Annotated in this window: 10 protein-coding genes and 2 pseudogenes; 4 read left to right on the top strand and 8 right to left on the bottom strand. The window is 59.4% G+C overall.

Annotation, left to right across the window (positions count from 1 at the left end):
- Positions 1 to 23: 23 nt before the first annotated feature.
- From DTO57_RS02670 to DTO57_RS14625, 6 genes and pseudogenes are all read right to left on the bottom strand, one after another.
- Positions 24 to 728, bottom strand: coding sequence for a M48 family metallopeptidase (locus DTO57_RS02670; protein ID WP_229730328.1), 705 nt, complete (start codon positions 726 to 728; stop codon positions 24 to 26).
- A 7-nt stretch (positions 729 to 735) separates the two neighbouring features.
- Entirely contained in the window at positions 736 to 3,816 is a 3,081-nt protein-coding gene (locus DTO57_RS02665) for a type I restriction endonuclease subunit R (protein ID WP_114116659.1), read from the bottom strand.
- A complete protein-coding gene (locus DTO57_RS02660) occupies positions 3,816 to 4,631 on the bottom strand; it encodes a restriction endonuclease subunit S (RefSeq protein ID WP_308420483.1) in 816 nt (271 codons plus the stop codon). Before DTO57_RS02660 ends, DTO57_RS02665 begins: the two co-directional genes overlap by 1 nt.
- A gap of 428 nt (positions 4,632 to 5,059) precedes the next feature.
- Positions 5,060 to 7,501: a type I restriction-modification system subunit M gene (locus DTO57_RS02655; protein ID WP_229730329.1), complete on the bottom strand. Its 2,442-nt coding sequence runs from the start codon at positions 7,499 to 7,501 to the stop codon at positions 5,060 to 5,062.
- A gap of 750 nt (positions 7,502 to 8,251) precedes the next feature.
- Positions 8,252 to 8,785, bottom strand: a complete 534-nt coding sequence (locus DTO57_RS14630; protein ID WP_229730330.1) for a restriction endonuclease — start codon at positions 8,783 to 8,785, stop codon at positions 8,252 to 8,254.
- 170 nt (positions 8,786 to 8,955) lie between these two features.
- A pseudogene (locus DTO57_RS14625) lies at positions 8,956 to 9,120 on the bottom strand (winged helix-turn-helix domain-containing protein); the annotation flags it as partial.
- Between the two features lie 553 nt (positions 9,121 to 9,673).
- On the opposite strand from DTO57_RS14625, the gene DTO57_RS02645 reads away from it, so the two are divergent.
- The 3 genes from DTO57_RS02645 to DTO57_RS14305 all read left to right on the top strand — a co-directional run bounded on the left by DTO57_RS02645 (position 9,674) and on the right by DTO57_RS14305 (position 12,348).
- Positions 9,674 to 10,996 carry a hypothetical protein gene (locus tag DTO57_RS02645; RefSeq protein WP_162785632.1) on the top strand — a complete coding sequence of 441 codons (1,323 nt, stop codon included), beginning with the start codon at positions 9,674 to 9,676 and terminating at the stop codon, positions 10,994 to 10,996.
- A gap of 72 nt (positions 10,997 to 11,068) precedes the next feature.
- Positions 11,069 to 11,554, top strand: coding sequence for a hypothetical protein (locus DTO57_RS02640; RefSeq protein WP_114116655.1), 486 nt, complete (start codon positions 11,069 to 11,071; stop codon positions 11,552 to 11,554).
- A gap of 83 nt (positions 11,555 to 11,637) precedes the next feature.
- Entirely contained in the window at positions 11,638 to 12,348 is a 711-nt protein-coding gene (locus DTO57_RS14305) for a hypothetical protein (RefSeq protein WP_162785631.1), read from the top strand.
- Positions 12,349 to 12,398: 50 nt separating this feature from the next.
- Here DTO57_RS14305 and DTO57_RS02635 read toward each other — a convergent pair.
- A pseudogene (locus DTO57_RS02635) lies at positions 12,399 to 13,591 on the bottom strand (IS3 family transposase).
- A 124-nt stretch (positions 13,592 to 13,715) separates the two neighbouring features.
- Between DTO57_RS02635 and DTO57_RS02630 the strand changes: the two are divergent.
- Complete coding sequence (locus tag DTO57_RS02630) at positions 13,716 to 14,012, top strand: hypothetical protein (protein WP_114116654.1); 297 nt, start codon at positions 13,716 to 13,718, stop codon at positions 14,010 to 14,012.
- Positions 14,013 to 14,059: 47 nt separating this feature from the next.
- Here DTO57_RS02630 and DTO57_RS14300 read toward each other — a convergent pair whose 3' ends face one another.
- On the bottom strand, positions 14,060 to 14,602 hold the full coding sequence (locus DTO57_RS14300; protein ID WP_162785630.1) for a hypothetical protein: 543 nt from the start codon (positions 14,600 to 14,602) through the stop codon (positions 14,060 to 14,062).
- Positions 14,603 to 14,658: the final 56 nt, after the last annotated feature.

Raw genomic sequence — 14,658 nt, 5'->3', positions numbered from 1 at the left:
GGCAACAAAATAGCTCGCTGACATCAGGACTCCCACCGTTCTTCGGCTAGCGGCATCCCGTTCAGTTCATCGCGGCGCTTGCGCCAGTCCGGCATGTGCTGATCCATCCGCTTCGTAAACGCCTCACCATGGCCACGCTCGAAGTAGTGGGTGAGTTCGTGCGCCACGATGTACTCGAGCGACGCCGGATCCTTCTTCGCAAGCTCGACGTTGAACCACACGGCATGAGACTCGCGGTTACACGAACCCCACTTGGTCTTCATCCGACGGATTGTCCACTTCGGAACCGAGACACCCAAGCGATTTTCCCATTCAGAGAGAAGGGTAGGGAGCTTCTCACGAAGCTGCGCCCGGTACCAGCGCTCGAGGTAAGTGCGGCGTTCCTCTGCGGTTGACCCCGGCGCGACGTAGAGCACGAGCCGAGTGCCCTCAACCTCGAAATGTGCACGCCCTGGGCGCGCCACAACACGGAGCCGCTTACGCGCGCCCCAGACATAGTGGGTCTCCCCTGTGACCATTTCACGGGTCGACTGCCGGGCCGCGTCCTGCAGCTCCTTGCGCTGACGCCGGATCCACGGCAACCGCTGAACCACGGCCAGGCGGATCTGGTCATCCTCGAGGCGCTCTGGTGCAGCAACACGTACGCGACCGGCAGGCGGGTAGACACCGATGTGCAGGTGCTTGATCTCCTTGTGGATCACATCGATGTCAATGCCGCGCACCGTCATGTATGCGCTAGTTGTACTCATCGTGCCCTCGCACCAGGTCATACACCTGGTCGATACGCTCATCACCGTCCGGCAGCGCACGGCCAATAGCGAGACGCACCTTCTTGGACTTCAGGCGGTTGTCCTTCCACCCATGCTGCTTAGAGCTACGAATGGCGGAGTCGACGGAGAAGGCAAGATCTGAATCGTCGTCGAGGGTATCGACGAGCGCCCGCTGGGCTTCGTTCTTCACCCAGCTCGTATAACTCTTTCCAGACTCCTTGTTGCCAAGCTGCTGCGCGACTTCGAGGATCTTCGCAAGGTATTCCTCGTACGCGATCGCCTGCTTACGCCGCTCCTCGAGCAGCGCATCAAGCAGCTCGCTCATGCGGTCATAGAACTTCGGGTTCAGCGCGTGCTCGTCAACGATGACCTTGCGCATGTTGTTCACGATGGTCGCCGCAACCGCGTTCTGGTTCTTCTTGATGTTGTCCGGAAGCTTGTCGATAGCACCCGCGCCAAGGTTCACGATCAGATCGATAAGCCCGGCGTCTTCGAAGTCCGACACCACCTGCGAAGCGCCCGCCGAGATGTATGTGTCGAGGAGGAACCGCATGTCGGCTTCGTAGGCCTTGAAGTCGACGTCCTCGCCGGCAGCCAACTTCACCTCGGTGCGCACGTCGCTGTAGTGGGCGATCTCCTGCTTGATCTTCTCGATTTCTGTCGAGCTGTAGCCGGCCTCGGTCATGTCGTTGGCGAGGTTCGCGTATGCACGGGTGACGGCAGCGACGGCTTTGTATAGTTCGACGCGTTTCGGCTCGTTCGCCTTGATCTGCGCATCGTCACCGTCGATCTTCGATACGAAGTAGGCGCGGTACTGGTCCGTGCCCTTCGGAGAGAGCACCGGCTCACACAGCGCACGGATACGTTCGAGCGCGTCGTCGAGGTTCTCGCGTGCCTTGTCGATGCGGTCAGAGAGGAGGCCTTCGATGTCCTGCTTCTCGTAGCCATCGAGCGCGCCGGTGGTGTAGTCGTTGATGGCTGTCTCGAGCGAGTTGAACAAGTCACGGTAGTCGATGATGTAGCCGTAGTCCTTGTCGTCACCGTCAAGTCGGTTCACACGACAGATCGCCTGGAACAGGCCGTGGTCCTGCATCTTCTTATCGATGTATAGGTACGTGGCGCTCGGCGCATCGAAACCGGTGAGGAGCTTGTCCACCACGACGAGCAGGCGCATCTGGCCCGGCTCCTTGATGAACTGCTTCTTCACCGCAGCCTCGAACTCCTCGACGCGGCCGACAGCTTCGTCTTCCGAGGTCTCGAAGTAATCCGCGAGCATACGGCGGTAAATGTCGTACTGCGCAAGCTTCTCAGTCTTGCCCGCGCCCGAGTCTTCCTTCGAGATCTCGCTCGCGTTCGGCTGGTAGCTCGTGACGATCGCACACTTTCCCTTGAAGCCAGCGTTCACGAACATCTCATAGAACTTGCACGCCTGATAGATGCTCGAGCCCACAAGCATTGCATTGCCGCGGCCATCCATGAGCCGGGGCTTCGTCGCCATGTCCAGCAAGATGTCTTGGACAATACGTTCGGCACGCGAACGGCTCGAGACAACCTTCTGCATCGTGCCCCAGCGCTTCTTCAGCTCGGCGCGCGACAGGTCGGTCATGCCCTTGGTCTTGACTTCGAACCACTTGTCGACGTGAGCGGGCGAGGTGAGTTCCTGATCGATGTCGCGGGCCTCGTACCGCAGATCCAGCACAACGCCGTCGTCAACAGCTTCGTTGAACTTGTAGGTGTGGATGAACGAGCCGAACGTCTCGATGCTCGTTGCCTTATCCGCCTTGAGAAGCGGCGTACCGGTGAAACCGATAAACATCGCATCCGGCAGGATCTGCTTCATTGCCCGGTGCATCCGGCCAGACTGCGTACGGTGCGCTTCATCCACGAAGACGAAGATGTTGCCCTTGGCCTTGAAGTCCTTCGGCAGCGCCGCCGTGAGCTGCGCAATAAAGTCCTCGGTGTCGTCGTCGTCCGAAGAGTTCGCGCCACGGAACTTGTGCACGAGGGAGCCGATCAGCCACTCCTCGGACGCATTCAACGTCGCGATAAGGTCGGCGCCACTCTTAGCGCGATAGATGCTCTCGCTGACGCCGTTAAATACCTTCTCGATCTGCTCGTCGAGTTCCGTGCGGTCGGTAATGAGGAGGACGCGAGCATCCGGCTGATTCTCACGAATCCACTTCGCCAACCACACCATCGTGAGGCTCTTGCCCGAACCCTGTGTGTGCCAGATAATGCCGCCCTCACGGCGAGCAATGCGTTCCTGCGCCGCCTTGATTCCGAAGTACTGGTTGTGACGCGGCCCCTTCTTGACACCGCTGTCGAACACGATGAAGTCATGGATCAGTTCAAGGAAGCGATCCTTCGAGCACATCTGCAGCAGCGCTCGGTCGAGCGGAGACGCAACAGCAGACTCTTCCTTCCACTCGAGCCAGTACTTCTCCGGCGTATCGATCACGCCGTAGCGGAGTCCCTCGGCGTCGTTTCCCGCGAAGAGGAACTGCACGGTGGAGAAGAACGGACGGATAAAGTCCTTGCTCTGGTTCCCGATGTTCTGGCGGATACCCTCGGTCACCGAAACCTTCGAACGCTTCAGCTCGATCACGCCTAGGGCGAGACCGTTGACATACAGTACGATGTCCGGGCGCTTCGTGTGCTGCCCGAGCACCGTTACTTCCTCGGCAAGAGCGAAGTGGTTGGCTGTAGGTGTTTGCCAGTCCACGAGCCAGACTGTCTGCGTCTGATCTCCGACGCCAGCCTTAACCTTCACGCCATAGCGGAGAAGTTCATAGACCTCACGGTTCGCCTCATACAGGCCATGCCCGGTACCAACAGCCGCAGCCTTTTGGAGGCGGTCCAGCGCACGACTAATAAGTACATCGTCGTAGCCTCGCGCGCGGAGATTCTGCTCGAGGAGATCTACCTCGATGCCGCTCGTGCGGTTACCGTCGTGCCAGTCTCCGAGGTACTCGTAATCGAGCTGCTCCCGGAACAACTTAACGACGCGATCCTGCGTCTTACGTTCAATCTGGCCAACGATACTCATTACTCAACCTCCTTAACTTCTAGCCGGGTCTTACCCGTGAGCAGCTCCTGCATCACGCCTTGCTTGATCGAGCGTGCTTTCTCGAGGCGTTTATGAAGCGCAACAATCTCACGATCAGCATCCTGAATGACCGCCGCAATTGCGTCTTGCTCATCACGATCAGGAAGTTGAATCTTTAGACCACTAAGCGCTGCACTACTGATATGCACAACTGCGTCACCCTGACCCCTCCGCGCCTTTTGCGCTGCAACTCGAGGGCTATTCAGCAGGCTCGCAAGGAAGACCGAGTTATATCCAGCTCCGCGAAGCACGATAATGTCACCACCAGCAACTGCATCCTTTTCGCCAATGTACGCGAGTGCCGTACCGATTTCCGCCTTCGTCTCGCCGGAACCTGCAAATAGAATGTCTCCCGCCCGAACAGGCAGTGCGGTAGCCGAGATCTCACGACTTACGTAGGATCTTGTATTCGTCGTATAGTCGCCAAACTCAGTATAAATTTCCCCATAGCGAATACACGGGACCCCCGTAGACCTCACATCATCGCGCGTCACTCCGCGCCCCTTGAGAAAACTCCCAAGCTCGCCCAGATCACACTCAGTCCACTCAGCTGTGAACCCTGGCAAACGTGTCACACCAGCCAGAAGCTGATGCGTCATGCCACTCTTGATCGCCTCCTTCTTCGCGATCAAACGCTCGAGCGAGGCGATAAGCTGCCGGGCATCACCCAGGGCGGATACCACGCGATCCTGTACGCGTTTGGGCGGCAATACGATAGGCAATGAAGAAAGTATGCTCGTATTAAGGTTGGGCATCGTGCCCCCGACTGCGTTGTCGAAAAGCCACGCCTGAGCCGACGAAGATCCAATATACTCTGCTACGTAGGCAGGGTTCACATCAGCTCGATTCCCCCCAAACCTCGCCAGAAGACATCCTGTCCCACAGATCCACCCGCTTTGTGCGTGACGGACAAGAGACCTACGCCCAACGTCGCCTCTTCGACTGAATACAATGTCACCGGCGCGTAGCGCATGACGGTGAAGCCTCCGCGCATCGCTTGCGCCGATGCGCATAACTCCGGACTCCCGAATTTCGTTATCGCCTAAGTTAACGGGCATAACTAGGGGCGTCCCGATCGGCCGATAATCACGAGCGTGAAGTTGGCTCCCGAAGGGCCCAGTTTGCAGTGCCCCGCCTGTCCTCGAAATGATTGCCCCGAGTGTCGTAGAGGCTTCGGCAACGTTCATCGCGTGATACCCAACTCTGAAAAGTGACTAGTCATCTTCCCTTCGAGAAGCGCCAACTCGGCGTCGAGGTCGCCCACAGTATTTAGATATCGTTCGCCAAGCTGTCGTACGCGACCAGCCAGCTGAAGCGTCAGGGCGCTCACCTCACTACCAAGTCGCCGCGATATCGTCGCGCGCCACTTGTAGTCGAGAACGAGCCGCCGCACGTCCTCGTCCGCAAGCTCGCCGTACTGCCGAAGCACAGCCTCATCGAGCTTTGCCTGTGCATCTTTGACGGTCTTCTTGAAGCCAGCCTCGTGGTTCAGTAGCTCAAGTGCTTCCTGCGCGACCGCAAGAGTCTCGTTGTCCTTGGTCGCACGCGCCTGCTTCACCGCCGCTGTCACGAGCACCTTCGTATAGGCGCCCTTGTCGTTGGTCGCCTCAGAGAGAGCCCCCTCGTCGGAGCCGTGCTCTTCCGCATGCTCAGTGAGAGCCGCTGTCGTAGATTCAAGCTCGGCGTTCAGCTCATTGAGATGTGCCTGATCCGCGGCAAAGTACCGATCGATAATCAGGGCCGGTGGGATGAGATCCATCTTGTACTTCGCCTTGGCCCGCCCGGCGCCGACAATAAGGTCTGCTTCCTCGGAGAGCTTGCGTTCCTTGTCCACAATCGCGAGGCGAGGGCGGGAAGCGTTAAGCCAGCCATCCTGCATGACGAGGAAGATGTCGTCATGCATTACGTCGTGCCAGTACGACATGAGCTGCTGATAGGCGTCGTACTCATTCAGGAGCGGGACGTCCTTAAAGCGGGCGAGGAAGTCGTCACTGAGTTCGCGGATCAGCTCGACAGGCTTCGTCTCCGCCGAGATGTTCTCAAGCTGGCTGCGGTGGCTCTCGAACCAGTCGTTCACAATCTCGTAGACGTTCTGCTGGAGCTTCGCGAAGCCAGGCGCGTCAAAGATCGTCTGCTGGATCTCATTCACGTCCACCGCGAGGTCGCTATACCCCGGACGGTTCGGCTTGAACAGCTGCTCACGGAGCTGCGGGAACGGAGCCCAGTACTCCTCGAGCGCGTCGAGGTCGCGGTTAGGGATGCCCCCGTTGAGGTGCGCGTCGAGGTCCTGAATATCCTCCGGCTCCGACGAGTCGATGTAGCGGGGGATATTGAGGTTGTAGTCGTTCTTCGCGTCAGCGATCTCGCTCATCGGCACCATGCGCGAGTACCGCTCGATCGTGCGCTGGTTGTTGAACGTATCCACGATCTTGTGGATGTCCTGGTCGCGCAGACGGTTCTTGTTGCCGTCCTTGATGAACCCCTTGCTGGCGTCGATCATGAAGACGCCAGTACGGCTGACCGCGTTCTCCTTATCAAGGATCACGATGCACGCAGGAATGCCCGTGCCGTAGAAGAGGTTCGCCGGCAGGCCAATGATGCCCTTGATGAAGCCACGCTTGAGCAGCTCTCGACGAATGTTCGCCTCAGCGTTACCGCGGAAGAGCACACCGTGCGGAAGAATCACCGCTGCCTTACCCTCCGACTTCAACGAGGTGAGAGCGTGGAGCAGGAAGGCGTAGTCGCCGTTCTTCTCTGGCGGCATGCCGTACTCGAAGCGCCCATAGTGCTCCTCGAGGCCGTTCGTCCAAGACTTGACCGAGAACGGCGGGTTCATCACGACGTAGTCGAACTTCTGCAGTTCGGTCCCGCGGGTGAGCTGCGGGTTGGTGATCGTGTCGCCCTTGTATATCTCCGCGGTCTCGTTGCCGTGGAGGATCATGTTCATCTTCGACAGCGCCCATGTGGCGTTGTCTTTCTCCTGGCCATAGATCGTCATGCCATTCGGCGCCTCATCCGCAGCCTTCAGCAGGAGAGAACCAGAGCCACAGGCGGCGTCGTAGACGGTCTCATACTGACGCGTCGAGCTGTTGATACCCACGACCTTCGCAACCACACGAGACACTTCGGCAGGGGTGTAGAACTGGCCCTTACTCTTGCCAGACTCAGTTGCGAAGTGGCGCATCAGGAACTCGTACGCGTCACCGAGCAGGTCGTCTCCCTCAGCCCGGGCGCCACCGAAGTCGAGGCTACTGAAGATCGTCACCAGCTTGGAGAGGCGATCCTGCATCTCCTTACCGCTACCGAGCTTCTCGCCATCGTTGAAGTCAGCCTGGTCGATGACGTTTCGGAGGTCGTTCGCATCGGCGAGCTTGCCGATGATCTTGTTGAACTTGTCGCCGATCTCCTTGTCGCCCTTGGCGGCAAGCATGTCGTCGAACGAGCCGCCCTCCGGCACCTCGATGAGGCTGTCCGGGTCAGACTTCGCCTTGTCGGTGACGTACTTCATGAACAGGAGCGTCAGGACGTAGTCCTTGTACTGGCTGGCGTCCATGCCGCCTCGGAGCTCGTTCGCTCCGGCCCACAGCGAGCTGTAGAGATCAGACTTCTTCAGAGCCAATTTCACGCCACCACCTTCGCGGCCTCAAGGCGCGCTCGTCGGATGTTGATCTGCTGGATGCTCATGGGCGGTACTCCTTCGCACCCAACGGCGCGTTATGTGCTGAAAGCTAGCAATATTTACGCTATCGACAACCACTGACATTCGATCGCTGGGCGCTCCAAACGAGAAGTCGTGTTGCCTGGCTACGGCGGGGAGGCGAGCGCTTCAACCACATGCCGCAAGTTGCTCTAATTATCGCATGACCTGGCATTTTAAGGAATAGGGAGAGCTGGGTGACGGCTAACTACCGTCTCTTACGCGCCCGACGGACTGCCAGCTCTCGCTCGGCCGCTTCCCCAGCCGGGCCGCGCTGCGTCTTGCCAGGTGTTCGCATCTTGGACGGATGCATGCGCCGTTGCGCTTCCTTCGTCACCGCCCATAGACCGCCATGCGTCTTCCAGTACGGGTCTCGAGCAAGCTCATGAATGAACTCGTGGCACCGAGGGCAAACCGGCACGAGATCCATCAGTCTCTCCGCGCCGAGGTTCTTGTATGTGCGGTGGTGCAGGTGCATGCCTGGTACACGTGGGCTGTCGCAGACGAAGCAGTTCTTAGGAAGCTTGGATGCCCAGTACCGTTCCCTTACTGCACGCCACTCGGCGGATTGGATATACGCACGGTACTGCTGCGGGCCGTACTTCGCGCGCCCAGGTGATGACATGCGCTCATCCTCTCGCAGACCACTGACGTTCGAACGCGCTACACGGCGACGAACTAGGCGAAGAAGTCCTCGTCGATCTCCACGACCTTGTAGGTCTCTTTGACCTGCACCCCGACGTTGTAGCGGATCATGAGCTGCGTCAGCCGCACGCCATCGATAAGGATGATCCTTGTCGGGTTCTGCACGGCGTAGCGCCGGGCGCCTTCGGTGAAGCGGCTTGTCGTAATGAAGACACCACTCGTTGCGAGACCGCTCAGTGCTCCCATGAATGAATGGAGCTCCGGACGCGACACCGCATTGTCCGAGGCGTAACGCCTCGCCTGGATGTACACGCGATTAATGCCGAGCACGTCCTGGTCGATCACCCCGTCGATACCGCCATCGTTGCTGGCTTTCGTAACGAAAGCGGAACTGTCGTCGACGCCGTACCCCATGGCACGTAGCAGATCAACGACGGCCTGCTCGAAGAAGCCTGGCTCCTTCCCCTGGAGGCGAGTAATGAGCTCCGCCGCGATTTCTTCATGGATACGCTCGATGCCGTCCTGCACCTGCTCAATCGGGGTGAGGGTTGAGGCCTCGGCAGGCACCTCTGGCTCTGTCGATGCTTGCGTCGACGCAGACTGATAGACGCGAATAGGTGAGGAGGCGTCTTCCCCGAGGGCTTGAGATCGCGCTCCTTAGCTCCACCGGGGAACTGCGCCAGCACTGTACGACCGGCGTCGGTTATGCGGTAGTGACCGCGGGAAGGGCGCTCAAGTGCTCCAAAGCTAGTGAGGAACGAGACAGCCCAGCCGATACGGTTCTGCTACTTGACTTGGATTCCCGATGGTAGTCGCTCCTTGCGCTGTGCCTCGGTGAGCTGAACTTCATCGGCGACGAGATGCTGAAGCTCTCGCCAGTGCCTCGTCTCTCCGTAGCTCATCACCTTGAGTGTCGGGATCATGAAGCCTTCCCAGTTGGGCATCTCAGTCATGGCTATGTAGAGGCTCGTGTTAGTCGATGCGCTTCTTAAGCCCGCACGAGGTGCACTGCACCCAGTTCGTCGAAACACGCTGCAGCGTGTAGGTGCCACAGTCTGGGCAGAGGTGTCCCTTGGCCAATTTCGTAAACCCTTTCAAGTCCTCGGCGCATCGGGGCGCCACCTCAAATACTATCGGCGCTCTATGCACCGCCGATGCGCCGGCCGATCGTGATCGGACTCCAGGCCTCGTCGCACCGCAACTCCCTGTTACGAGGGTCCATCGAGAGCTCGATCTCCGAACTGCACAAGTCCCGCGGCGTACTCGATGTCGCATCCACGGCACCACCATCCGCGTGGGTGTGCATGGAGCACCGTGCCGCATGAAGGGCAGTGCGGCTCCACCACAGCGTCAAGAAGATCATCATCGATCATGCCTCGAGCCTATCGGTGAGCCTGCGCACGGACATCGCGTGAATCACTTCCCTCCGCATCGCAGGTTCGCCAGGCTTGAACTATGGAGAGTGGCGACAACGCACGCAGCACCATTGAGCTGAACGAGAACCAGCAGGCCGTGCTCAACTGGATCGTCGGTGGCTGCCCGCCTGGCGTGTATCCCGACAGCGAATTCAGTCACCGCGTTGTAGCTCGCGCGCTCAAGAACCGGGCGCTGGTCGAGCTCAGCGGACATGGCGTGTCCTGGCAAGCGACGCCGACTGAACGCGGACGCGTATGGCCGCAAGCAGTGGCAGCAGATATCGCGGCCCGAGAGGAACAGGCCCGTCGCGAAGCCTCGGCTCCAAAGAAACAGCGTCGCAAACGTGCAGCGCAAACGAAGAAGGTGGGTGCGCGTAAGACTGCAAGAAAGTCCGATGTCACGCCGAACGAGATGACTCCCACGGAGCTGACTCAGACCGAAGCCGCGATGCCGAAGCCAAAGCCGAAACGGGAGCCACTGGACGAGACGATCCCGATGGCGTCACGGGTGACGAAGCCACACGCCGCGATCCGCGCGCTCATCGACCACCAGGCGAGGCTCAACGTCCCGATCGAGGAACGCCGACGAGCGCTCCTCATCCTGCACTCGTTCGTGCAGGAATGCGTGCGACGCAGCTGGGATGTCATCGCCATCCCGTCGACGAAGAGCCAGGACCCGTGGAACGGGCGAACAGTCAAGCACTCCCCCGGGTCAACGCTCTTTACGGTCGACGCGGGAGATGCACCCGTAGACGTGTACGTAAGCATGCAACGCGACCGCAAGCCGCACATCTCCACACAGAAGGAACTTGCCGACCAGGCCCGATATGAGTGGAACCGGCCTCCGAAGTACGACTACGTCCAGAACGATCGCGTGCGCCTTGAGCTGTCGGCCGCTCGCGGAGGCAAGGTTCTTCAGCTCGATGACACCGTCACGACCCGCATCGAGGACAAACTCCTGCGCGCAGTCCTGAAGGTAGAGGCACTGACGATCGAAGCGAGGGAAATTGCAGAATGGGTACGACAGCGTGAGCTCGAAGCGATGGAGGCGCGGCGCCGGGCTGCTGAGTTACGTCAACGCGCCGCACACTACGACTCATGGCGAAAGACGTTGGACACCCTACGTTCCGACATCGCGAAGCACCGCGCGATGATAGAGACAGTCGAGGCGCTACGGGTGGCCGTAGAACAGCGAGGCCCCGAGAACCAGCACGCCGAGGCCCTTGCCGAATACCTGTCCTGGTCGGAGCAATACGTCGTCGATTCTGACCCACTACGACGGATCTGGCTTCCTCAGGGAGACCGACCCGACATGACATTCGAGGAGTGGCACGAGTGGAATCAGCACCATTCGCACGGCTAACGACCTGCGGTGCCTTATGCGATCTGTAGCTTCCGAGCGTCGTTTGTCAGTGGTTCCGTGGAGCATGTACGTATGACCAACTCAGAAGGCCGGTGGACCGACGAAGACACTGCTAGAGCTGTCTTCGAAGCGCTCCCCGAGGACCATCCATGCCGCGCCGTACGGCAGTTCAGTAACTCGATACTTGCTGAGGAAGACGCTACAGCGCTCGCTGAGCTTGTAACCCCGGAAGTCCTCGACGATTGGGGAGATTTCTCTAGCGCCCGAAGGTACTTCTTCGATCAGGCATTTTCAATATCGACGCGGTCCCTGCGGCACCGTGAAGCGACCGATGTCGCTTACGTCAAGCTCGTGCCTGACGATGGGATCTACCTCAGCGAAAAGCCGCGCCAAGACATGATCGGCTGGGTGACGCTGGTCTGGCGTCCGGAGCTCGGCGGCTGGAAGCTCCACTGCATCGGTCAGCCGGCACCGCCACATCTCCTCCCGCGGACAGCGGTTGCAGGTGAGGTCCCCATGGGTGACAACGACGAAGAAGTCACACTCGAACAGGCCTGATTACGAGTCATTGGCTCTGAAGATGGTGCCACGTAGTCCTCGATACAACCACGGTGGTCGAAGCATGGAAATGGAGCGCCCCCATGGCCCTTACCGAAGCTCAAAAGGCAGAACGAGCCGCTGCACGACGAAGGAAAGCAGCCCTTGCGGCCGAATCGGACGCCCATCGCCGTGAAAAGATGCGACAGCGCTGGCGGGATGAAGACATGTTCCTCACTCGCGAAGAAGCGCGCAGCGGCGCCCCGTGCAGAGCCTGCGGCCTACCAGTAATCGATAATCTCGGAAACTGGCCCGGCACGATGTATCTCACCGATGAGGAGCGAATCGAGTACGACGCCACCAACGCACTGTTTGAAAAAATGCATCCCGCCTGTGGTACTGGACGTTGGAGCATGGATGGTTCTCGAGCGACACACTGTCTTCTCTGTTGTCCACCGCTTCCTCTCTCAGAATCACAGATCGAGACGATCACTCGCATCCTCACAGACAGTCCTCGCAACGAAGCCGATCTCGACGTTTGGAAGCTCACGCTGACGTGTGGCCATGTCACCGAACGCACGTCGCACCGGACGAACAACGGCTTCAACGCAAGAACGGTGTCCTGCACAGAGTGCGACGCCACGCGCGGAGTTGTGGAGACGGTTAAGGTCGAAACCGCAGCGACTCGGCGACGTGACGCTGAACTCGCGCGTGCCGCCGAAATCGTTAAGGCCGAGCGCGAGGTCAAGAAAGCCGAGAAAGCCGCGCGCGAGGCACAAAGACGGCTTGAGCAACTACGCGATTCGCTTGGGTAGTCGTCCCGCCGCTCAGTGGGTCTGCTGCACGAATAGGTGACAGTTGTTAGTCACGCCGCGAGTGCGACGTCCTTGGTCATGATCGTCTCGAATTCGATCGGCGTCAAACGCCCGAGACGGGCTTGCCGTCGGCGACGGTGATACGTCCTCTCGATCCAGGTCACGATCGCGATTCGCAGCTGCTCACGCGTTGTCCAGGAGCGCCGGTCGAGGACGTTCTTCTGCAGCAGCGCGAAGAACGATTCCATGGCGGCGTTGTCGCCGCTGGAACCAACTCTGCCCATCGATCCGACCATGCGGTGACGGGCCAAAGCGCGCAGGAACTTCCTGCTTCGAAATTGAGATCCCCTGTCCGAATGAACTACGCAGCCAGCCACGTCACCACGCATCTGGATCGCGTTCTCGAGGGCTTGGACAGCCAAACGCGACTTCATCCTGGAGTCGATCGAGTAGCCCACGATGCGCCCTGAGAAGGCGTCTTTGATCGCGCAGGCATAGAGCGTGCCTTCACTCGTTTTGTGCTCCGTGATGTCAACCAGCCAAAGCTCGTTCACCCGCGTCGCGGCGAACACATGCCGGGTGCGGCCGTGTTCATCAACAACAGCGCAGCGGTCGTCATGAACAGGCGGGCCGGGCTTCTTCCCGGCTTTGGCGCGTTTCTTCCCGAACACAGACCACTAGCCATTGCTCGATGTGATCCGCCACGCGGTCCGGTCAGCCATCGCTTCACCCGCATCCCGGGCTTCGTCGGCGAGGAGGCGGTGCCCGAACTCCGGGTCATCTCGATGCGCATCGAACAGCGCGTTCGCGCGATACGCCTCCACCACCTCGCTCACGGTGATCGGGGCGGCCAGCCACCGGTAGTAGGGCTGGCGAGCGAGCTTCAAGACCCGACACGACACCGTGACGGGGATCCCGTCAGCGGCGAGCTCGGAAACGAGCGGGTACATCATTTTCCCGGCAGGTTCGCCTGCGATAGATACGCGGCCGCTCGCCGGAGGACCTCGACTTCTTGTTCGAGCAGTCGAATCCGTTTGCGAGCTTCCCGCAGCTCGGCTGTCTCCGTTCGGGTCTGCCCGGGCTTGTTGCCGTCGTCGATATCGGCGCGACGCATCCACTTCGTGAGCGTCATGGGATGAACCCCGAAGTCGTTCGCGATCTTCTCGATCGTTACTCCGGGTTCGCGATTCCGCGCGACGCGCACGACGTCGTCGCGGAACTCAGTCGGATAAGGCTTTGGCACGATGCCATCCTTCCAGGCCAGCCCTCCCGGGCAAGCCAGATCAGATGTCACCTACCCCTGCAGCAGACCCCACGACGGCACGCGCTACCAGGCTGGTGACACCTTCGAAGGTGATGCAGCAGTCGTGAAGCGACTCATCAAGGCAGGCGCCCTCCGTGACAAGGACGCCATCGAGGAGACCTCAGAAGCGGACGCTCAGGGTCTCATCGCTGATGCCAACGCTCGTGCGGCGCAAATCGTCGACGAAGCGAAGGAACGTGCGGAAGCTATTGCCAAGGAGATTGTCGACAAGGCGACCGTTGAAGCAGAGGCCATCAAGGCTGACGCTCAGAAGGTTGCGGACGACACCAAGAAGGCAGCGTCAGACCTACCTGAGCAGATCAAGGCTGACGCGAAGAAGGCGTCCGAAGCCAAGAAGTAGGCCGTGACTAGGTCAACAGTATGAGGAGCGCTCCAATGGGGCGCCCTTTACTTTTTCTTCAATACAAAATGCTTACGCAAGGTGGCGCGCAAGGTTCTGACCTGATCAAGTGGGTAGTGCGTTGCAGTATTCTCGAGCACTTCGCAGTTGGACATGGCAATTGCGAGCAGATCGACATCTTCTGCTATCCCGGGAGGAGAGATTAGTTGGAGAGTTTCCGAGGTCTCTTGAATCTCCTTAATTAGCGCTTTGCAATCCTCTTCGGAGGCCAGTAGTTTCGGGGATATCTCTGCTGAATGTAGTTGATCCGTTCTTGCCTTACGGAGTGATTCGCAAGCGCTAATAAGAGAAACACTCAAAGCGCGAATATCTGCATCCCACCGTGTGAGGGCGGTTTTCCTGCGATTATAGATGGCGACACCCAAGCTGCCTATCAGAGCAATTAGTGCGCCGAGAATCGCGCCCGCTACGCCTATGACGGCGCTCGCTCCGGAGGAGTCCCACCAGGAGGACTTTCCACCAACCATTTGGATCAGCACTGGGTCTGGTGCTGGCGTCGATGATGCGGCCGAGATGAGGTCTAGGATCACCTGAGCAATCTATCGGCTCTTTACAACCTGCCGCGACTCGTCCATATTCAAGGGCA

This window comes from Microbacterium sorbitolivorans, assembly GCF_003327285.1.
Lineage (GTDB): Bacteria > Actinomycetota > Actinomycetes > Actinomycetales > Microbacteriaceae > Microbacterium > Microbacterium sorbitolivorans.
This window is presented reverse-complemented; position numbering and strand designations above follow the sequence as displayed.